The sequence below is a fragment of the Ruminococcus sp. RTP21484sp1_RTP21281st1_A8_RTP21281_210402 genome (assembly GCF_040914025.1).
In the GTDB taxonomy this organism is placed as follows: Bacteria; Bacillota; Clostridia; order Lachnospirales; family Lachnospiraceae; genus Blautia_A; species Blautia_A faecis.
In genome coordinates this window covers 1-20,613 of sequence record NZ_JBCPGE010000028.1, presented here as the reverse complement: position 1 = coordinate 20,613, position 20,613 = coordinate 1, and the positions used below count along the sequence as shown (strand labels likewise).

Genomic DNA, 20,613 nt, shown 5'->3' with positions numbered 1-20,613 from the left:
ATCTCATATCTGAAATATGTCATCCGGCTTTCATAATCTATTACAATGCATTATCCCCAGTCAGTTCAGGCAGAGTCTCTGTAGCCTGAACGCCTATTCCCCCTGTTTTTCCATAATCATTCGCAACTTCTCCAGAGCACGTTTCTGTATCATCCTTACATTTCCCGGTGATAAATTCATCTGCCTGCCAAGCTCTGTGGAACTTTTCTGATAATAAAATCTTCCCAGAAGAATTTCCCGTTCTCTGTCAGAAAGCTGCTCCAGACTTTTTCTTAATGTCTCTTCTCTCATAATCTTTGCCACAATCTCTTCCGGCATTTTTTCCCGGGGAATTGTCTGCTGCTTCAGGATTTCCAGAGAATAATGAGTCTTTTTATCCCTATAATAGTTTTTCAGGCGGTTTGCTGTGATTGCATACAACCAGGTAGCTATACTACCTTTTTCTTCATCATAACTGTCCATATTTCTGTAAAAAGACAGAAATACATCTCCAGTCAGTTCTTCCGCTTCATACAGATCAGGAACTCTTTTATGTATAAATGTCAAAATTTTCAGATAATATTCCTGATAAATACGCTCAAACTCCTCATACTTCATCCTCCGCCTCTTCATAAGACTCAATCTCTGCATAGAGATGTGTGTCTTCTTTCACATCTTCCTCTGGCTCGTACAGTTCTTTACACTCCTTATCTGTATACATAATGTAATAAGAATTATCGTCATGAAGCATGATCCATACATGATTATCTGCTGGAACCGTGATTGTATAATCCTTTTCCTGCTCTGTACCAGGAGCTGCAGTAACTGTCACATTACGTACATCACCTTCTGCTTTTTCTGCTTCTTCGTACTTTTCACAGAGATCTGCTACATCCTCAGGCCTGTCCACGCCGTAGGAGAATTCCATCTTCGAAGCTTCTTCCGAAGTGCCGTCCCTATGATTCAGAATCTGAGTATGTTTCAGTGGTCTGTAATCATCCGAAGCAACCACATATTCCATAGAAATCCAGTCTCCCTCTGTGTAGGATTCTCCATCTCCCTGAGAATTCAATGTGCTCTGCGTAAGTTCTTCAGGTACCTTTGTCTGTATAATGATCGTATCACCATCTTCCTTCAGATCCGTCACTTCTTCCTCTATGGTTTCATCTGTGTAAAAGCTTATAAGATCATCTGCATTTCCATCTGCTTCATCAATATACAGACAGGAGAGATACTCATCTCCTTCTTTTCCGTATTTTAATTCGCCATCTTTATAGAGCATCTGGGTAGTACCATACATATCTACATACATCACTTCAGAATCTTCATAGTCATATACCTTTGTATTCTGCAGTATATATTCACAGGTAGCTTCATAGCTTTTATGATTGCTTACAAGACTGTCTGTTTCTCCTGCTTTCATCATCTGTTCCAGTGCATTGTCTTTTGTCAGTTCAGGTAACGTATCCGATGCCTGGACACTCACACATTCTGCTCCCAGAGTTCCCATAATCAGTGCCGTCACAATAATCATTCTTTTCTTCATTTTTTAGTCTCCTTTTCTTATATTTTTTCCTTTACGATGCCAGTAAAAGCAAACTTTCGGGCATATATACCGTATCAAAAGCTCTCCTCATTTTGACAGTTTTCTGCATCTATATTATTTATGTTATTTGAATTTGACTTCCTTGTCTATATTTTTGCGTGAATAGTCAAAATATGGTGTGAAAAGACCTTCATATGATTTGATTTTGCCCTCTGCCAATGGTATACTTATTTTTAATAGGTAACCTGGCCATTATCTATCTTTATGACAGGAGGGTTTTATGATAGCATTGCGTTATTTCTGCGGATTTTCTCTTCAGATTTTTCCTTATGCATTTTTCTGTTTGTATCCATTCCGGGATCGTTTCCGCCTAAGCACAAAAAAGACAATGCTTATGGCACTGTCCATTTTTATTGTAATGGTCATTCCGTTTTCTCTTATCGCACAGTTCAACATCGGCGGTGATTACAAAGAGCTGATCTGGAATGTTATTTTTTATATTGCCCTGCTACTGTTCGGAGTGTTGTATTGTTTTATCATCCAGGCAAAAATAGCAGAAAAACTATTTGTATTTTTTGTTGTAATGAGCTACGGATTCTTTGTTACAAGCACCGTTACCTTTTTGCACCGTACTTTCCGGTTTCCATCCGATTATTTTATGTATCCGCCCTTTGCACTGGCTCTCACACTTATCATAAATCTGGTTCTTGCGAAACCATTTCTCATGCTGATGGAGCGAATCCGTACTATGATCAATGCAGATCTGGAATCACGTATCTGGAAGATTCTCTGCTCCCTCCCTGCTTTGTTTATTCTGATTGCCAGCATTGCACAGTTCTCAAGCATAATAAATCTTTCCAATAATATAGTTGTCCATGTTATGTTTGTACTGTTTGCAGTATTTGCTTTCGTGGTGTATGCCGTATTCTTCAGTGTCATGGGATACATCCGCAGCAAACAGGAAGAACAGCGGATTTCCGAGCGCATGCTGGAAAACTACCGGAATCAGGCAGAAAACAATGAACATATCCTGGAAATACACCATGAGATCCGGCATCATATGAATGCCCTGTCCTCCTATCTTAAACAGGAGGACTATGCAGGTGCCAGACAGTATATACAGAAATTTACTGAAGAAGCCGAACAGCTTCCTTTTGTCACCTACACAGCCAATGCTCTGGTCAATTCCATCCTTTCAGAATTCGCAGAACGTGCCAGCCGTTATAAAGCCATAGTGGAGTACAGTATTATCATTGGCAGAAGACTCAACATGGAAGACATTGATTTGTGCCGGATGTTGACAAATATATTGGAAAATGCAGTAGAAGGGTGTCAGAAGGTTTCTGAAGGACAGCGGGTCATCCGACTGAATCTCCATTCAAAGGGAAATTTTCTGTTTATTAAATGTGAAAACTCCTGCAATGAGGATAACTTGAGAATCACGAATGGAAAATATAAATCCAGTAAAAAGAACAGTGACAGGCACGGTTACGGTCTTAAGATCATCAATGGTATCGCCGAAAAATACAATGGTATACTGAACGTACAGGTACGTGGTGGCTTTTTTGCTGTAACAACAACGCTTTGTCTTGACGAAAATAACGAATAATAGGAGGCTTTCACTATGTACCATATTGTCATCTGTGATGATGAACCGATTTTTTTAACGCAGATATCAGAAATGATCATCGATATTTTAGCATCCATGGGAGAATCCTGCGAGATTCGAAAATATACTTCTATTTCAGAATTAAAAAATACATTGCAGAATACTCCCAAAAGCTGTGACATTCTGATTCTTGATATTATGCTGGGTGAAAACAATGGGATCAGCTTTGCAGAATGTCTCCGTGACACTGAAAACCAAATTCCCGTTATCTTCATTTCCAGCAGTGAGAAATTTGTATTCGATGCATATTCTGCTGAACCTGTAGGTTATATCCTCAAGCCGGTCAGCCGTCAAAAACTTGCAGAAGCACTAACCCGTGCAATCCGACATCTGATCCCGAAATCCATTATAATCGACACTCCGTCCAGAACTGTATCCTTTCATATCAGGGATATTACCTATATTGAAATAATCAATAAAGAACTGCAGATTCACCTTCAGGACGGTACTGTCACGAAGATATATAAATCCCTTTCTGCAGTCCGTGAAACTCTGCCGAAAGATATCTTCGTGCAATGTCACAGATGCTACATTGTTTCTCTGTATGCTGTCCGTTCAATCAGACGCTTTGAAATCACACTGAATAATCAGGAAATAATCCCGGTCAGCAAATACAGCTACCGGAATGTCCAGGAACAATTACAACAATACGCTGCAAAATGGTTTTAATTTCTCCAAACAGCAGAAAACGGCGGTTTTATCGACCGCCGAATTCTCATTGATATTTTGCAACAAGCTCTCCGGCATTTGCTTTCACATCATCGGAAACAAGCCCCGGGAATTCCTCTTCCAGTTCATTCAGGATATTCATAATATCTTCTTTTTCCTGATCGGTGCTGATAACAACCTCGCAATAGTTGATCTTCTCCATACCTGCCACTGAGGTTTCCAGCTGCATAATATAATCCACATGCGGATTCCCATATAATCGGATCAGATCCTCCTGCGACCTTGCTTTCATCTTAAAGTTCAATGCATATTTCAGGTTCCGTTTCATACTGTAATTTTTGTCAGTTCCGAGTATACTGTCCACAAAAATAGATAGTGGATTTCTTCCCTCCATGGCAGCCGTTGTTGTTGTCATTCCGGACCATCTTGGATTAATTTCGATAATATACCATTCTCCTGCCCGGTAAACCAGATCGACCTGCACCGTTCCTTCAAATTTCAAACTCTGTGCCATATTAAGCAGTTCTTCCTGTACCTTTTCAAAATGATAGGAAGGATCCGTCACCGGACCAAATTTTACAGAGCTTAACGGATCTGTAATGCCCTCTTTTGTTACAGAAAAGGCGATCGGCGGAAGGACACTGTAACGTCCCTCTACACCATGAATTTCCGTTCCGAACTGTTCTCCCTGAATCAGTTCTTCCACCATTATATCTGAATTGTTCCGATCGGAATTAAGAAAGCTCTCTACTTCCTCATAGGAGTTCATGATTTCCACTCCGATTGACCCTGCACCTAATGTATCCTTCACAATGACCGGAAAGTTTATTTCCTTAATCCGATAAAAAACATATTCCTTATATACATTTACACTGACACCCGGATTCTTCTTCTCCGCAAGAAACAGCTCATGGTGAATATAGATTCCCTTTGCCGCTTTGACAAAGCTGCGGAACATGATATTACTACGCCACTTATCAAATGCTGCCACTGACACCAGCGTATTATTGGCAATGGTTGCAATTCCTCTTTTCTGTAATTCCTCAGCAATGAGAGCGGTCTTGATCGGTACCCAGTCAAAGGGAACGGCTCCCGATGCAATTGCTACAGCAATATCCGGTCTCTGCTGTGCAATCAGCTCTGCCGTATCCTCCGCACTCATTCCACTCTCCAAAAGCACGTATTTCACCTTCTCAGGTTTTTTGCAGATTTCCCCATCTGCCACGTCAAAAATGTAAGAACCATTCAGGGGTCCTGCTACAACAAATTCGCAGTCCGGATAAAGCCGGTCCATTTCATCCCAGGTATCTGCCCGGAACGGCTGGTAGGTTGTTTTTGTTGATGAATTGGAATGTGCTGATGTTGACGCACTATAAAATACAATACGCATAATCTCTTCCTCCGCCTATTTTCTATGATTCAAACTGTGCCTGATATAATCTGGCATAGGCTCCGTTTTGTGCTAATAGCTCTTTGTGGCTGCCCTGCTCCACGATATGCCCGTTCTCCATAACCAGGATTACGTCTGCATTGCGAATTGTGGACAGACGGTGGGCAATGACAAAGCTTGTCCGTCCCTCCCGCAGCTTATCAAGTGCCTGATCAATCATGGCTTCGGTTCTGGTATCTACAGAACTTGTTGCCTCATCCAAAATGAGAATATTCGGTTTCACAAGAAATGCCCTGCAGATCGTCAACAACTGCTTTTCTCCGGCAGAAAGGCTTGACATTTCATTGGAAATTACAGTCTGATAACCATCAGGCAGTGTACTTACAAACTGATCCACGAAGGTCTCCCGGCATGCATTCCGGAATTCTTCTTCCGTGATTTCCCGTTTCAAACCATATTTCAGATTGTCTCCGATCGTTCCTTTATACACCCAGGTGTCCTGCAGAACCATTGCAATGTTCTCCCGCAGGCATGCTCTTGTAAGGTCGTGAATTTCTACTTTGTCATCAAAAATAATTTCTCCAATGTTTACTTCATAAAATCGTTCAATCAGATTTACAAGTGTTGTCTTGCCGGCACCAGTTCCTCCAACAATAGCGACCATCTGGCCCGGTTCTACAACAAGGTTCATATGTTCAATCAGCTTCCTCTCAGGTACATAAGAAAAGCTCACATCCCGGAAATCGATCTTTCCCTGCAACCGGTAGCTCTCTCTGGCTTCCGGTTTTTCTTCAGCCTGATCTTCACTATCTAACAGCTCATAGATCCGGTCAAGAGACGCTATTCCGGACTGCAGTGAAGAATACGCCTGGGACAGCTTGGAAAAGGGTGTCTGAAACTGTCTGGTATACTGAATAAATGCCTGCACATCTCCGACCGTCATCTGTCCGGATATTACCCGTAAAGCACCTCCCAATGCCACAATCACATAATTCAGATTCGTAAAGAACCGGGACAATGGTTGAATCAGGTTCGATACGGCCATAGCTTTGAAGGAAGATTCATACAGCAGACGATTCTGCTTCCTGAAAGCTTCCACGAACTTCTCTTCCTGACCATAAAGCTTCACAATATTGTGTCCGTTCACACTCTCTTCCACATTACTGTTAATCATTCCGGTATAATACCACTGCTTCTGATATTCCTTACGCACAAACCTGGAAATCAGGGTCACAATCCAGCCCGAGACCGGAATAATGATCACAGTGATCAATGCCAGCCTCCAGTTAATTGCAGTCATCATGACAATCATCCCGACCAGCTGGAAAATACTGTAAATCGTATCTGCACCGGAAGAATTCAGAGTCGTGACCACATTATCAATATCATTTGTGGTCCGGCTCATGATATCTCCGTGACTGTTTGTATCAAAATAATTTAATGGCAGCGACCATAGCTTTGTCTCTACCTGACTGCGCAATTCTTTCGCCGTATCAGAGATGATCCGTGTGGAAAACCATGCGGACAGCCATTTCGATACGAACTGGATCAGAAAAATCACACTCGATATCCCTGCCCAGAAGAAAAACCGGTCCCAGTGAATGTTACTGCTTACCGGGTTTGACATATCCTGTACAATGGAATCCGTTGCATACCCCAGATACTGCGGTCCCAGCGCTGTAGCAACCGCTGAAATAATAATACTGAACAGCATAAGAGCGGTCAGCATCTTATTTTTAAAGAAGAAGAGCTTTAACAGCCGCTTGAAAGACCCCTTTTGTATGGTCTTTTTCTGCTTTGTACTCATGATGCCACCTCCTTATCTGTGGGCTGGGAAGCCACAATTTCCTGATAAGTCCGGCTGCTTTGCATGAGTTCTTCATGTGTTCCAACCGCTTCAATACGTCCCTGATTCATCACAAGGATCTGGTCAGCATCCTTAATGGTACTGATTCTCTGTGCAACAATAATCACAGCCGCATTCTGTGTAACCGGCTTCAGTGCTCTTCGCAGCTCCTGGTCTGTCCGGTAATCCAGTGCAGAGAACGAATCATCAAACAAATAGATGGAGGGTCTGCGGACAATTGCTCTTGCGATTGCAAGCCGCTGCCGCTGCCCGCCCGAAAAGTTTGTTCCCCCTTCGGAAATCTTCATCTTAAGACCACGTTCGTTTTTCTCCACGAATTCCTTTGCCTGCGCAATCGAAAGAGCCTCCCAGAGTTCTTCCTGTGTTGCATCCGGTTTTCCATCCCGCAGATTGTCCTCCAGCGTCCCCGAAAACAGGAAAGCCTTCTGCGGAACCATGCCGATTGCCTGATCAAGCTCATGCCTTAACAGCTTCCGGACATCCATGCCATCTACGAAGACCGTCCCCTCTGTCACATCTGCAAGACGTGGAATCATATCAAGCAAGGTAGTCTTACCACATCCGGTAGATCCGATAATCGCCGTCGTTTTACCCGGCTGTGCGCAGAAGGAAATGTCCTTCAATACAGGCTCCACCTGCTCATTATCCGGTGCATAGGAATACGTCACATGTTCAAAACATATTTCTCCCCGGAACTGCTCTGGCAAAAAAGCATCCTCTCTGTCCTGAATTTCACTTTCACTGTTTAAAATCTCTTCAATACGTGTAACCGATACCTCGGCTCTTGGCAGCATAATAAAAATCATGGAAGCCATCAGGGTTGCTGTCAGAATAAAGGATATGTAGGTTACGAAGCCGATCACCTGTCCAATCTGTACCTGACCGTTCCCCGCCATACGGCCGCCAAGCCAGATCAGCGAAATATTGGCAAAGCTCATTGTCAGGGTAAAGATTGGCTGCATCAGCCCTGTAATCTTACCGATGCTGGTATTAATCCTTGAAAGATCTCCGTTAATCCGTTCAAAGCGTTCCTTCTCGCCTTGTTCCTTCGTAAAGGCCTTTACCACACGGATACCGGAAATCTGATCCCTGAGTACGGTATTCATCTCATCTATTTTCGTCTGCTGTTCTCTATAATAAGGAAGGATCAGCTTTAAAAATACCACAGAAACCCCAAGCAGCAGAGGTATCGTCACAAGCAATACCACCGAAAGCTTCACGCTTTGGGACAAGGCAAGCACAAGACCTCCGATAAACATCATCGGTGCTGCGATAATCGCGGTAAATAAGAACGTAATAAACTGGATTACCTGCTGTACATCGTTTGTTGCCCTTGTAATCAGCGTAGGAGCTCCCATGCTTCCGATCATCCTGCGTGAAAAATGTATCAGCTTCTCATAAACCTGCTCCCTCAAATCCCGTCCGGTCATCAGTGCCACCTTTGCTCCGAAAATACCAGCCAAGGTTGATAGCAGTAACTGGATAAGAGCTATTCCCAGCATGAGAATTCCCTGATGCATGATATATGCAGCATCCGCATTCGCCACACCATAATCGATCACTCTGGAATTGATTGTTGGCAGATACATGGTTAAAAAGGACTGACCAAGCTGCAGTAAAATGACCAGTATCAAAAGTCCCCTGTATGGGCTTAATACTCTTCGCAAAAATCCGGTCATGCCTGTCCCTCCATAAAATCATCAATAACGGAAGCATATGCATCCATCATCTTACGCCCCGGCATACCCGGAAATGCATTTACCTCTGCCAGCACATACTCTCCATCACCAATCATAAGATCCAGTCCGATAATCGGAAGATCAAATATGGACGCCACCTTTTCACAGAATACCTTTTCTTCTTCGGTAAGAGTCTTCTCCTGTGTAGTTCCACCCACATGTACATTCGAACGGAATTCATCAGGATTCGATGCATGGCGCTCCATCGAAAAATAATATCTGCCATGGAGAACAACAACACGGATGTCTCTTCCTTTGGAAGTAGCAATATATTCCTGTGCCACATAAGCCTGTCCATAGGAAAGAGTTGCAAAGTAATCCTTAAGCTCCTGGCCGTTATGGATCAGTTCTACACCAATCCCGCCAAATCCACTGTCCGGCTTCACAACAAATGGATAACCAAAACGACCAGACAGTGTTTCGGGATCAGAATCTTTGAAAAACACCATCGTATCAGGCACCCGTATTCCATTCTGTGCAAATCTCTGATAAGTTGCAATCTTACTTCTTGCGACCTGAAGCTCACGCAGATTTAAAATAGATGGAATTCCCGCATCCTGAAGCATATTCTCCAGAATAAATCCATCCGTGGATCCAAGTAGTGGCCAGAAATAATCCGGCTTTTCCATTTTTTCGCCCAGACAGGTGATCACAAGTTCCCCGTTCCTGCAAATTTCAATCGTGGAATATTCGCAGAAAAGCACTTCCTTATCTTTACCTATCAGTGCCTGCATCTGCCTTCTTCCATTTGTCTTAACATCTTCCACAGTACTGTCCTGGCTTGCTACTAAAGCTAAAATTTTCATAGGCTTCTCCTTTTATTTTCACAAAGTCCTTCCATTTATTTTACAAGCTCCACCCCGTATTCTGTCTGACTGAAAAAGAATTTCCGCTGCAGTTCATTCCGGATGATGTGCACAGGCTTCAGCTGTGCCGGCGCAATTCCCTTCATTATCATCAGATCACGGTATAAGCTATATGTCTCCGGCTCTAAGATATTTAACTTAGTTGGCGCACAGATTCCTTTTGCCACCTTATCTCCCATGGACGGATTGGCCTTAGCAAGATTCCTCTCCAGAAAAAAACGGATTTCCTTTGCTTTCATCCCCTCCGGAAGGCTTTCGATTTCCATAAAATAAGTATAACGTGGAGGAACATGTTCAACATCCGGATATACTGTAAAATCAATCATGTCAAAGCCAAGCTGCTTTGCTGTATCCTCTGCGGCAGTCCTGAGTGCCACTTCTGTTGTCTTCTCCCCCATAATACTGACTGTCTGATCAATACGTCCGATGAATTCCAGAATCGGCAGATTCTTATATTTTCCTGCAATCTTTACCGCATCACGCATACGATACCGGTAAAAACCGGAAAGATTCGTAACAATCACTTCATATTCTTTACCTGTCTCAAGCTGATCTATCGTTACTATTTTGGAGAAATCATCATCTGCGTCTGTCGGCAGAAATTCATAGAACATACTGTCCGGAACCGGCACGCTCTTCTCATCATTTAACCGGTACGGGACACTGATCATGCCTTCAGATGCATTAATTCCGGTAAAATAACGGGCTATTTTTTCTCCCATATATTTCTCTTTGATCTTATCAGCATAAACCTTAAATCCACCGGAACCGACACCGGTAAGGAACTGTGCATGAGGCCACAGCTTCGGTACAATCGGTTCCTCAAACCCCTGCATGAAAATTCCCCTCAGTTCCTGCGCTCTCTCCGGCATGGGCTGAATTTTCTTTAAGAGACTGGAACGGACTTCCTCTGACATTTTAATACCCAGATCAATCGTTCCCTGTTCAATATCATTAACCAGAAGCTCCCAATGCTGTTCCATATAACGCAATACTTCCAGTAAAAATCCAAGAAAGTTCGCTGCCATATTCGTAAGATCCTGGTCCATCAGTCCGAAACGTGCATGCAGATATCTGGTGTTGGTTTCCGATTCCGGATAAATTGCTTCATCGGGAGATGTAAAACTCATTCCGAGGTAAGGGCGGAATTCACCGATCATTTTTACTGACAAAGCCCCATAAGTAACACCGCTTTTCACGTGCTGGATCTCTGCAATGGATTCCGCAATGGACATATTCCGTCCGTTGATCCAGTCTTCTCCGAGTTCTTTTGCGACCAGACCCATACGGTAGGGACCATTATACTTCTGAAAAACCTGAAAAGCCTCTTCCGTCAACGGTATACGCTTGGGATTTCCAACCGTTCCTGAAGACTTGTTATAATGTACAACCTTACCGGAGGTAATCAGATTCTCCTCCCCATCCTCACTCATTCTTAAAATATAGCCTGCATAATCATCGTATACACTGACCGGAACCTTCTTCTGGTATTCTTCTATGGAATGAATATTCGCAAAGCCATATTTCCTTCCATATTCCGTATCCTTATTTTGTTCCAGAATCCTTAAAAGCAGCTTTTCATTTTCCCCCATGGGATCCTCTGCCATCCGATTCAATGCTTCCACTACCGGTATTCCCAATTTGATCTGTTGCAGATTCCCCTGTCCGGCAGGTGTTAATTTTCTCTCTTCAATTGTCATATTCTTTTCCCCATTTTCATCTGTCTTTTATTGTTCGACTGTCAAAATACTGTCAAATCCGGTTGCTTCAAATACTTCCATAATAATTTCATTGACATGCTTTACAACCATACTTCCCTTTGCTGCATTCATTTTCTTCTGACAGGATAAAAGAACTCTTAATCCGGCACTGGAAAGATACGCAAGATCGGTAAAGTCCAGAACAAGCTCAGTAACTCCATCAAGCTTTTGGAAAATCTCCTTCTCAAATCCCGGTGCTGTTGCAGAGTCCATTCTTCCTTCCAAAGCAACCTCCATTTTCTTTCCCTGTGTTTTAACATCAAATTTCATTGATTTAACCCCCTTGTATTTTATACATATGCGGTAACTATTTTATCTGAATCCGTGCTTTCTTCAGTTCCCTGTTCTTTATCTGAATTTGTGTTTTCTGTATCAGTATTTTTCTCTTGATGATCCTGATCCGTAATATCTGCTTGATCTTCTTTTACAGGTAATTCTGAATCTTGTTCCATCATAAGAATATTGCCTGCATACACGGTTGTTGCTACAATACTTTGACTTAAAGTACTGAACAGCAATACAAAAGATAGCAAACATGCTTTCTCTATTTTTTCTCCTTTCTTCTTTTAACTGTTTTTATATCTATATTATATATATTATTTAAATCTAGTTTCTCTGTCTATATTTTTGCGTGAATAGTCAAAATATAGTGTAAAAAGACATTCATCTGATTTGATTTTGCCGTTTGCAAAGCTCTTCTTTTGATAAAAGATTAACTTCCTGATTTTCTATATTCCGTATTACTGAATTTTGATTTTCACAATTATTAGGCGGCTCATTCTAGTATTGTTCCATACTTTTAAAAGTAAGAAAGCCTGCAATCACTCCGGTTCCCAGAGAAATTAACAGGCTGATCAATAAGGGTTTTTGCTTCATTAAAGAGCTCCCTTTATTTTTAGAATTAATTTATTATATTCTGCTGTCATGGAGACATTCTACTTTTGGCTGCGTTACTGAGAATATTATCTATTGTCTGCTTTATTGGTTTTTCCTGAATCCGTGAAGTTGATTTCCTCACATACTCCTTAAACCCTATAGTTTCATGCTTTTGCAATATTTTTTTCCAATATTGTTATTCACCCACCAGGTGAAAGCAGTCTGTGGTAAAATAGACATAACAAAATCTATGGATTGGAGTCTTTTACCATGAATAACAACCACCGAATCACACTGAACACCAATAAGAACATTATTGTTGAGTTTACAAATGAACGTATTATCCCAGCCAGCGGTCTGGCTGTTGTTGGCGCCCTCCTTGGGAAAAGCGATTTCATCAAAAAACTCAATCGCATGGACGTGACATCCAATCGGTCTCAGCATCAGATTAAAAATGGTGATATTGTACTCACTTACCTTGGAATGCTTTGCATGGGCAAACCTTACTTTGAAGCTTTTTCATTATCAAGCGAAAACTTCGCCGAGAAAGCACGGATGACTGGTTTGAAATGGCAAAGCAGTATTGCCGGAATGTAACCAGTCCCAGAGACGGAAAAACCGTCTATATAGGCAGTGACTGGAAAACCGTTACCAGTAAGCAGTTCAATACAGAGTATACACTCCGTGCCGGATACGAGATTACAGAGCGAACCATTGATAAGTATGGTCAGTTCAACCTTGTTCCCGATATTGAAGTTGAAGCCTGGTGGACAAACCTTGGTGACCCGGATGAGGAAATCATCAGTCTGTATCATGCCCATGGGGAATGTGAGCAGTTTCATAGTGAGGTAAAAACAGACATGGATCTGGAGCGGCTTCCATCCGGAAAGTTCGCGACCAATGCACTGATACTCGAATTAGGGATGATCGCATATAACATTCTCCGTATGATCGGTCAGGGCACAATTGGAGGACGGGCACCCCGTCAGAAGAGGGATGTTAAACGCCGTCGTTTACGCACAGTTATCAGCAACCTGATTATGATGGCAGGACATATAACCATGCATGCACGCCAGTTGATAACCGGCCTCGGAAGAAGCAACATCTGGCGACATATATTTTCTGATATCTGTCAGAAATATGCTGTCACAAACTCATAAGTAACAAAGCAATTTTATAGCAGGCTTATTTCGTGTACCCTTTTTTGCCCAGTGACTGCTTTTGTTCCCGGTGCTGATACAGAAAAAGCCACAGAAGTATGCTCACATCATGAAACAAACTTACCTTTGGAAGATTGGTTCTCTTAAAGAATGAACTTCACGGATTCAGGTTAGTTGCTAAGTCTCTTGGTGTGGTGGTACTGTTACCAATGGACTTAATGGGAGCCGCATAGCCTTCTGGTTCAACAGGAGAATCATCCCAGCCATTTGCAAAGGAATATAAGACCAGTCCCATCTTCCCGAACAGTCGTTCCAGGAAATCTGGATCTGACGTTGCAATTTTCCCAATGGTTTTGATCCCATAACGGTTTAACATCGTTCTGGTAGATCTTCCGACATACAAAAGGTTAGCTGCAGGAAGATTCCAGACGATACTCTGGTAATTTTCTTTATGAAATTGGGTGATCGCATCTGGTTTTTTATAATCGCTTCCAAGCTTAGCAAAAATCTTATTCCACGAAATCCCGATACTGACTGTGATCCCCAATTCCTTTTTTACACGGCTTCTAATCTCATCTGCAATCTTTTTTTCATCCCCTTTTAAGGCGGTACTTCCAGTCACATCCAGCCACGCTTCATCACATCCATAAGGCTCCACCAGATCGGTATACTCTCCATAAATCTCCTGCAGCATGGAAGAAAACTGTAGATAAAGCTCCATTCTGGGCGGAACAACAACCAGATCCGGACAGGCACTTCTTTACCCCCTTTTGCGTAGCAGTATAATTTGCTGTCAGAACAATCCCACGTCTGGATGCCTGATACGCTTTAATCGCAGGCTTGTTCAAAACTCTGGACCAGTACGCAGCGATCTGGTAATGTGCAGACCCACATACAGCCTCCATGTGATATGATTTCTTCTGGTATTCCACACCTTTCCATGATTATTGGCAGACGTCTTGGTATCCAGATTATCAAGCATGCTTCATCTATCTGTTCCTATCAAAATATCGTTTTGCAAGTTATCAAGACGCATTCTTCTTTAATTCAAGGATTTTCTTCCTGATTTCTTCTATAACTAATTTAAACGCCTCATCGTTTTTTCCCGTTGGATCTTCCAGTCCCCAGTTATCGTCAAAAGGCCTGTCAATAAACGGACACCCTACATTGCATCCCATGGAAATCACGATATCAGGAGTTGGAATATCGCGAATCAGTTTGCTGTACTGACCATCTGCTTCCATATCTATTCCATATGACGTTTTCATAATCCGGACTGCATCCTGATTGATCTGCGGTTTTGTCTCTGTGCCGGCAGAATAGCTTTCAAATATATCAGATGCCAGATGCTTTCCAAATGCTTCTGCTATCTGGCTGCGGCATGAATTATGGACACAGATAAAAGCTGCCTTTTTCTTACTCATAGAAGAGTCCCCTTTCTCTTATATCTTACTCCTTTTCCATAATTTTACAGTTCCTCCTGGTGCTCGTTTCATTTTCTGCTCCAGCTTCTTTCCATAATTTTCCTTCTTTGTAGTGCTTCCGGCAAAGCGCCACATAGCTTTCATTGGAGCCAAGCATGATCTGCGCACCCTCCCGTACAATTTCTCCATTTGCATACCGGGTATTACACTGTGCACGTTTTCCACACCAACAGACAGTCGGTACTTCCTCAATGACATCTGCAATCTCCATCAGACGTCTGGAGCCAGGAAATAAGCGGTTGCGGAAATCGGTGCGCAGTCCATAGCAGATCACTGGAATATTATAAAAATCCACAAGGTCGGACAAAGTGTCTATTTCCGCTTCCGAAAGGAACTGCGCTTCATCCACCAGAACTGCATCCACTTTCTTTCCCTGATACCGGTATTCTGTATTTTCTTTTTTCCAGATCGTAGAGATCTCTTTTAAAAATTCATCCACGTATTCTGCTGAAGCAGATAATCCCATACGAGACTGGATCTTGCGTTCTCCATCCCGGCTGTCTGTTCTTGGTTTTAACAAAACGGCATACTGACCGCGCTCTTCGTAGTTATAACGGACCATTAGTATGTTTGCTGATTTCGAGCTTCCCATTGCTCCGTAGCGGAAATATAATTTTGCCATTTTCAGACTCTCCTTATGCTCAGTGTTCTTTCAAAAGCTTTTCCATATAGCTTTTCCTTCTATCAATCAAATTTCAGAACCAGTTGTCCGTCGATCCAGCTTTTCTGATCCGCCTGATGTATTTTATCATCCGCTTTTAAATTTCCAATCAAAAACGGGGATTTCGGATCATGCAAAGCATAATTCTGACGAACCGTTTTGGTATCGTAATTAGCATAACAATATTTGCATCCATGAAGGCAGGTATTATATGCTCCAATATCATTTCCCATAAAACAGGCACATTCTTTCCGTAGTGGCTGCTTTTTCGGTATATCCAGCGTGGTATGGAGGGCTTTTTCGTATGTTTCCTGTGTCATACAGCCATTGCAATCTGCCCCATAACAGGCTAATTCTGTTCCTTCTCCACAGGGATATACTTTCATTCCATGTGCCGCGGCTATCTGTATCATGGTTTTCCCAAGTGACAGACGTTTTTCTTTTGGTACAGCTTGGGCTTCCGGAAAATTTCTTCTCACTTTCTGGTACAGGTCGATGAAACTGATCACGCAGGTATGGGTATAGCCCTCAAGGGCCTGTGCGATCTGTGTAAACTTTTGGATATGGACCTCTGGCGTATAAGTCTCATTCAGGAATATAGGGTCATAACGCCATCCCATGGAATCCGGTCCTGTAATCTCAGCCAGTTGCCGAAATGTATCTATTACCGCTTCTACATCTGGAACCAGAGGCTCTATTTCTTTTCCATAAGGGGTAATGGTAACGAACCAGTACATTCCATATGTTTTCAGTAAATCCATGTGTGAAAGCATAGGCGCCGGATTTTTCGAGCAGAACGCAATCAGATCTACCACAGAAGGCGAAAAGGTATATCTTGTTACCTGCTGCGGCTGATATGGATTCCGAACCATCACGTAGCCCTCTTTTATCCGGTTACACAGCCATTCCGAATAAAACGCCGGGATATCCGTCCGCATACCGGTCTGAATAATCATAAATGTGTTCCCTTCTTTTTTATGTCAGCAAACTCTCTTACATATTATTTCTCATTTACAAGCTTCCCTGTCATATGCTCAATTCTGATTGCAAATAGCTGGACACGGCTTCTTGCAGAACCATTCATTTCTTTTTCTACTTCTTCTACTGTAGGGTAATATTTTTCTGCCAGTTTTCGAAGACGGTCTTCTATAATCTTGATATCTGTGATAAGTTCTGCTTTTCCAAACACAACAACACTTGTGGCATTCCACTCCCAGTGCCCTTCTTTTTTGAAACCCTGGTTCCAGGTTGTCAGACACACTTTATTACATTTCTGGATTGCATCCATCTTGTGTCCTTCTCTGGCTCCATGAAAATAAATCGTATGATCAGCCTCTTCATAGTAAAAATTAATTGGAATGGTATAGGGATACCCTTCATCACCAATTACAGAAAAAGCAGCTCTTTTTTCATCTTTTAATATTTTTTTACATTCATCTTGTGAAACCTGTTGCTTAAATCTTCTCATCTCGCGAAACATAAGATATCCTCCTGCCAATTATTTTGCTTTTCAATGGAATCTCATTTTTTAGATTACATTTTGATTAAGGCAAACTCCATTTTTCATCTATATAGATTACCAGACAATTCAATTGGAAAGAATCACATTCAGAGCAGTTCCAGTTTTTCTCAGAATTGCTCTTTTTGTTTGCTCTGAATCTGATACTTTCCTAATGAATTGTACCATATGCAAATAGAATTTACAAACATTTGTTCTGCTTATTTTCAAAAAATAGTGCGCCTAGCTCATCACTGAAGTAACGAGAATGCGACGCACAGTTTTTCAAAACTTTATCCATATGTTTTCCCTGTAACTTTCCAAAAATATTTGAAAAGGGACTGTTTCCAGCCCCTTAATTTCTGTAAATTTCCTTACAGATATGAACAACATGACAATTTGTGCCCCGGATATCTTTAATCTGCATACCACGATGGTTCATTTATATACCGAATAGTTCTTCTCCAGGAGCATGTCTCGCACTTAAAGCATCCCATTTCGGTTCTTCCATCGCTATATTCAACACGTCGCTCCTCATGTGGTTCAATTGTTCTATGAGTGAAGCAGAAATGCTCTTTATTATTTATTGATTGTCCGTCACACTGGATAATTATATCTAAAAAGTTTACAGCTTCTGTAATGTCTTTAAATCCATTAATTTCCTCAGGTTCAGGATCCTTAAAGAGTAAAATACGTGGCATTTATTTCTTTGTCTATTACTTCTTTATGGCCTGTTGCCTTCACTGCTTTCTGTGCTGCAAATACTGCACCGCAGATTTCACAGTATCTTACTTCCGTTAATCCATCTTCTGTGCAGGTCGCTGCTACTTCTGACAGGTTTTTGTCAGTCCTTTTATACTTATATAATTTTCAAAATATTTACTTTTCTGCCAAAACTGCTTCAAATCCTTCTTCTGCTTTTCTTACTGTGTCTTCTATGATTTTCTCTGCAATTGGTTTCAGATCCATTTTTAAGATCTGACCTATTACTTCCTCTTGTTTGGCTTCCGGTACTTTATATAAGGTAAAGCAGCATTTCAGTAATCTTCTTAATTTATTCTCCATGGTAAAATAGAGGTCGCATTTTTTTGCCATAAATCCTCTGGTGATTCCGGCAGAGGCAATGTCCATTTCATAAAAATCTTTCAATTCTGCTTCTTTTATATATTGTGAAAAAATATGCTGAATCTTCTGCGCCGTGCTCATATAAATATATTCTGAAGTAGTAGGAAGAGAATATCCTACCACATATAATTCCCTCAACGGTTCTGACAATTCGGCTATGTACATCTGTATCGAAACTTCTACTCCATAGACAAGCAACGGATCCGGAGTTTCCCCTAATAATTTCTCCGCCTTATCAAACTGGCTTCCAAACATTGTTTTGACCAGGGTAAGCAGCAAGGTATTCACAAGTATATGCGAAGCAGTAATGTTCCGTATCAGGATATGCTTGCATTGGTGGAAAGGCATTTTTCTGTACTCAGGCAAAATTCTATGCGGTACTACTCTATATTCACGGAAAAAGGGCTGCTGGATCTTTTCAACAGCAATGTTATTGTAGATTTACCGCCTCAGTTTGTACCTCCTCTTGAGCACGAAGACATTCTTGCCATGCTCAGGCAGCTGCGGTCAGATATTGCAAAGGATAATATTTGTGGCCTTATCACCCGCCCGACACAGCTGAAACTTCCTGACTATCTGTCCATTTCTGTCAGTGCGCAAAACAAGATTAATATTTACCCGACAAACGCTTTTTTATTTGGCACATATTGTTGTAATATTCATATTTCAGACGAATCATTGTGCCGGATCTTTCAGGATTTCGTTCAGTCACTGCCAGGAAGTCCTATGGTATATTCAAAGGAGGACTGTTTAAAGCTACTGGATCAGCTTACTTTGCCATTTTAATTTACGCCGGCAATGAGCCATATTCCGGGCAAAATTATTGTTTTTTCGCCTTTTTTCATATATAATAAATACATTATCGCTGCGAATCACTGCAAAATATGAATGTATCAGTACACTGATTCACAGCTTCCAGATTTATTAGAAATGGAGTGTTCGGATATGGAACTAAAAAACAGAACTTTATCAAATTTTGCAGAACTGGTACGCACTGGTGAATGTAAAAAATTCAGAGGGCGTTTGAAGGTAGGCGTGGATCTTGGTACTGCGAACACGGTTCTTGCAGTTGTAGATAGTACGAATCGTCCTATTGCCGGTGTCTCTGCACCCTCCCATGCAATCCGTGACGGTGTTATTGTGAATTATTACGAATCTGTTCAGCTGGTTACAAAATTAAAAGAAGAACTGGAAGAAAAGCTGGGCACGGAGCTTCTCTATGCCGCTGCTGCCATTCCTCCGGGAGTTTCAGAAGGCAGTGTGAAGAGCATTGGATATGTATTGGAAGGTGCCGGTTTCGAAGTAACCAACATTGTTGACGAACCTACTGCGGCCGCTGCTGTATTAAAGATTACCGACGGTGCAGTTGTAGATGTGGGCGGCGGCACAACCGGCATCAGCATCCTCAAGGATGGCAAGGTAATCTATACGGATGACGAGGCAACTGGGGGCAGCCATATGACGATGACAGTTGCCGGTCATTACCGGATTCCCTACGAAGAGGCAGAGGTTCTGAAGACCACTCCGGAAAAAGAGAAGGAAATTTTTCCGGTTATTAAGGCAACGGTTGAAAAAATGGCATCCATTACCGAGAAATTTCTAAAAGGCTATGAGATACCTGCAGTTTATGTGGTAGGCGGCTCTGCAAGCTTTCAGGAATTTACCAGCGTGTTTGAGAAGAAGCTGAACCTTCCAGTTTACCGGCCGGTTCATCCCCTTTTGGTCACACCGCTTGGAATCGCTTATAACTGCCAGCTTCCACAAAAAGCTCACTGATTCTAATAACAAAAAGCTCTATCGTATTTTGATCTGTCCAAAAGTTAGATTTTTGGTGCTTCAAAATACGATAGAGCTTTTATGTTGCAAATAAGTGAATTTCAGTTTTCTAGTATGGCTCACGCCCTGCCAGGCATTCACTTTTCAGGAGACGTTTGACAATAATCTTCTCCGGATGGGCAAGGATGGCGGCATCAAACAGATCTGTTTCTGCAGAACAGGGAAAACCATGCTTCTGTCTTTATTTGCTACCCAGGCAGTTTTTTGAAGTAACTGGTTCTTGACACATGATATCCCTTGCATTATAATACGTTTAACAATTAGGTTAAATGTTAAATAAAGGGGTGTGATGAATTTTTGGGTATACAGGATACATTAAAAGCACTGGCAGATCCAATACGACGTGAGATTTTGAACTTATTGAAGAATGGGCGGCTTTCAGCCGGAGAAATATGCGCACATTTTTCAGTAACGGGAGCATCCATATCAAGACATCTGGCAATATTGAAGGAAGCTGATTTGATCCGAAACCAAAGAGAAGGAAAGTT

Annotated in this window: 20 protein-coding genes and 1 pseudogene; 6 read left to right on the top strand and 15 right to left on the bottom strand. The window is 41.9% G+C overall.

The features are described 5' to 3' along the window. Positions 1-93: 93 nt before the first annotated feature. Both AB5170_RS13765 and AB5170_RS13760 read right to left on the bottom strand, forming a co-directional pair. Positions 94-597: an RNA polymerase sigma factor gene (locus AB5170_RS13765; RefSeq protein WP_226815539.1), complete on the bottom strand. Its 504-nt coding sequence runs from the start codon at positions 595-597 to the stop codon at positions 94-96. Beyond that, complete coding sequence (locus AB5170_RS13760) at positions 587-1,525, bottom strand: hypothetical protein (RefSeq protein ID WP_148462069.1); 939 nt, start codon at positions 1,523-1,525, stop codon at positions 587-589. The genes AB5170_RS13765 and AB5170_RS13760 overlap by 11 nt, the downstream gene beginning before the upstream one ends. Before the next feature lie 280 nt (positions 1,526-1,805). On the opposite strand from AB5170_RS13760, the gene AB5170_RS13755 reads away from it, so the two are divergent. Together AB5170_RS13755 and AB5170_RS13750 are read left to right on the top strand one after the other, a co-directional pair. Continuing rightward, positions 1,806-3,134 carry a GHKL domain-containing protein gene (locus AB5170_RS13755; protein WP_148462068.1) on the top strand — a complete coding sequence of 443 codons (1,329 nt, stop codon included), beginning with the start codon at positions 1,806-1,808 and terminating at the stop codon, positions 3,132-3,134. 15 nt (positions 3,135-3,149) lie between these two features. Continuing rightward, positions 3,150-3,863: a LytTR family DNA-binding domain-containing protein gene (locus AB5170_RS13750; RefSeq protein WP_148462067.1), complete on the top strand. Its 714-nt coding sequence runs from the start codon at positions 3,150-3,152 to the stop codon at positions 3,861-3,863. 46 nt (positions 3,864-3,909) lie between these two features. Here AB5170_RS13750 and AB5170_RS13745 read toward each other — a convergent pair whose 3' ends face one another. Genes AB5170_RS13745 through AB5170_RS13715 form a run of 7 tightly spaced genes read right to left on the bottom strand, consistent with a single transcriptional unit; the run spans position 3,910 to position 11,940 of the window. Continuing rightward, positions 3,910-5,253, bottom strand: a complete 1,344-nt coding sequence (locus tag AB5170_RS13745) for an ATP-grasp domain-containing protein (protein ID WP_148462066.1) — start codon at positions 5,251-5,253, stop codon at positions 3,910-3,912. Between the two features lie 22 nt (positions 5,254-5,275). Further along, positions 5,276-7,060 carry an ABC transporter ATP-binding protein gene (locus AB5170_RS13740; protein ID WP_148462065.1) on the bottom strand — a complete coding sequence of 595 codons (1,785 nt, stop codon included), beginning with the start codon at positions 7,058-7,060 and terminating at the stop codon, positions 5,276-5,278. Further along, a complete protein-coding gene (locus AB5170_RS13735) occupies positions 7,057-8,799 on the bottom strand; it encodes an ABC transporter ATP-binding protein (RefSeq protein ID WP_173717340.1) in 1,743 nt (580 codons plus the stop codon). The genes AB5170_RS13740 and AB5170_RS13735 overlap by 4 nt, the downstream gene beginning before the upstream one ends. Then, a complete protein-coding gene (locus AB5170_RS13730) occupies positions 8,796-9,665 on the bottom strand; it encodes a RimK family alpha-L-glutamate ligase (protein ID WP_148462064.1) in 870 nt (289 codons plus the stop codon). Before AB5170_RS13730 ends, AB5170_RS13735 begins: the two co-directional genes overlap by 4 nt. A gap of 35 nt (positions 9,666-9,700) precedes the next feature. Then, entirely contained in the window at positions 9,701-11,425 is a 1,725-nt protein-coding gene (locus AB5170_RS13725) for a GH3 auxin-responsive promoter family protein (protein ID WP_148462063.1), read from the bottom strand. 27 nt (positions 11,426-11,452) lie between these two features. Beyond that, a complete protein-coding gene (locus tag AB5170_RS13720; protein WP_148462062.1) occupies positions 11,453-11,755 on the bottom strand; it encodes an STAS domain-containing protein in 303 nt (100 codons plus the stop codon). Positions 11,756-11,775: 20 nt separating this feature from the next. Then, positions 11,776-11,940: a hypothetical protein gene (locus tag AB5170_RS13715; protein WP_173717341.1), complete on the bottom strand. Its 165-nt coding sequence runs from the start codon at positions 11,938-11,940 to the stop codon at positions 11,776-11,778. A 691-nt stretch (positions 11,941-12,631) separates the two neighbouring features. Here AB5170_RS13715 and AB5170_RS13710 point away from each other — a divergent pair. Beyond that, positions 12,632-13,521 (top strand): annotated as a pseudogene (locus AB5170_RS13710) (transposase). Positions 13,522-13,678: 157 nt separating this feature from the next. On the opposite strand, the gene AB5170_RS13705 reads toward AB5170_RS13710, so the two are convergent. The 6 genes from AB5170_RS13705 to AB5170_RS13680 form a co-directional block, all read right to left on the bottom strand. Continuing rightward, entirely contained in the window at positions 13,679-14,242 is a 564-nt protein-coding gene (locus AB5170_RS13705; protein ID WP_306467748.1) for a hypothetical protein, read from the bottom strand. Between the two features lie 304 nt (positions 14,243-14,546). Then, positions 14,547-14,945 (bottom strand): arsenate reductase ArsC, encoded by a 399-nt coding sequence (locus tag AB5170_RS13700; RefSeq protein WP_173718909.1) that lies wholly within the window; start codon positions 14,943-14,945, stop codon positions 14,547-14,549. Positions 14,946-14,970: 25 nt separating this feature from the next. Next, positions 14,971-15,627, bottom strand: coding sequence for a thymidine kinase (locus AB5170_RS13695; protein WP_173718908.1), 657 nt, complete (start codon positions 15,625-15,627; stop codon positions 14,971-14,973). Between the two features lie 62 nt (positions 15,628-15,689). Continuing rightward, positions 15,690-16,622 carry a DUF1848 domain-containing protein gene (locus AB5170_RS13690; RefSeq protein ID WP_173717344.1) on the bottom strand — a complete coding sequence of 311 codons (933 nt, stop codon included), beginning with the start codon at positions 16,620-16,622 and terminating at the stop codon, positions 15,690-15,692. 44 nt (positions 16,623-16,666) lie between these two features. Continuing rightward, a complete protein-coding gene (locus tag AB5170_RS13685) occupies positions 16,667-17,146 on the bottom strand; it encodes a pyridoxamine 5'-phosphate oxidase family protein (RefSeq protein ID WP_173772015.1) in 480 nt (159 codons plus the stop codon). Positions 17,147-18,043: 897 nt separating this feature from the next. Then, positions 18,044-18,577: a TetR/AcrR family transcriptional regulator gene (locus tag AB5170_RS13680; protein WP_173772017.1), complete on the bottom strand. Its 534-nt coding sequence runs from the start codon at positions 18,575-18,577 to the stop codon at positions 18,044-18,046. A 6-nt stretch (positions 18,578-18,583) separates the two neighbouring features. Here AB5170_RS13680 and AB5170_RS13675 point away from each other — a divergent pair, with 6 nt between their 5' ends. The 3 genes from AB5170_RS13675 to AB5170_RS13665 all read left to right on the top strand — a co-directional run. Next, positions 18,584-19,075: a hypothetical protein gene (locus tag AB5170_RS13675; RefSeq protein ID WP_173717345.1), complete on the top strand. Its 492-nt coding sequence runs from the start codon at positions 18,584-18,586 to the stop codon at positions 19,073-19,075. Positions 19,076-19,234: 159 nt separating this feature from the next. Then, on the top strand, positions 19,235-20,065 hold the full coding sequence (gene eutJ, locus AB5170_RS13670) for an ethanolamine utilization protein EutJ (protein WP_173772019.1): 831 nt from the start codon (positions 19,235-19,237) through the stop codon (positions 20,063-20,065). A 357-nt stretch (positions 20,066-20,422) separates the two neighbouring features. After that, positions 20,423-20,613, top strand: a 191-nt coding sequence (locus tag AB5170_RS13665; RefSeq protein ID WP_195379850.1) for a metalloregulator ArsR/SmtB family transcription factor, incomplete at its 3' end; no start/stop codon positions are given.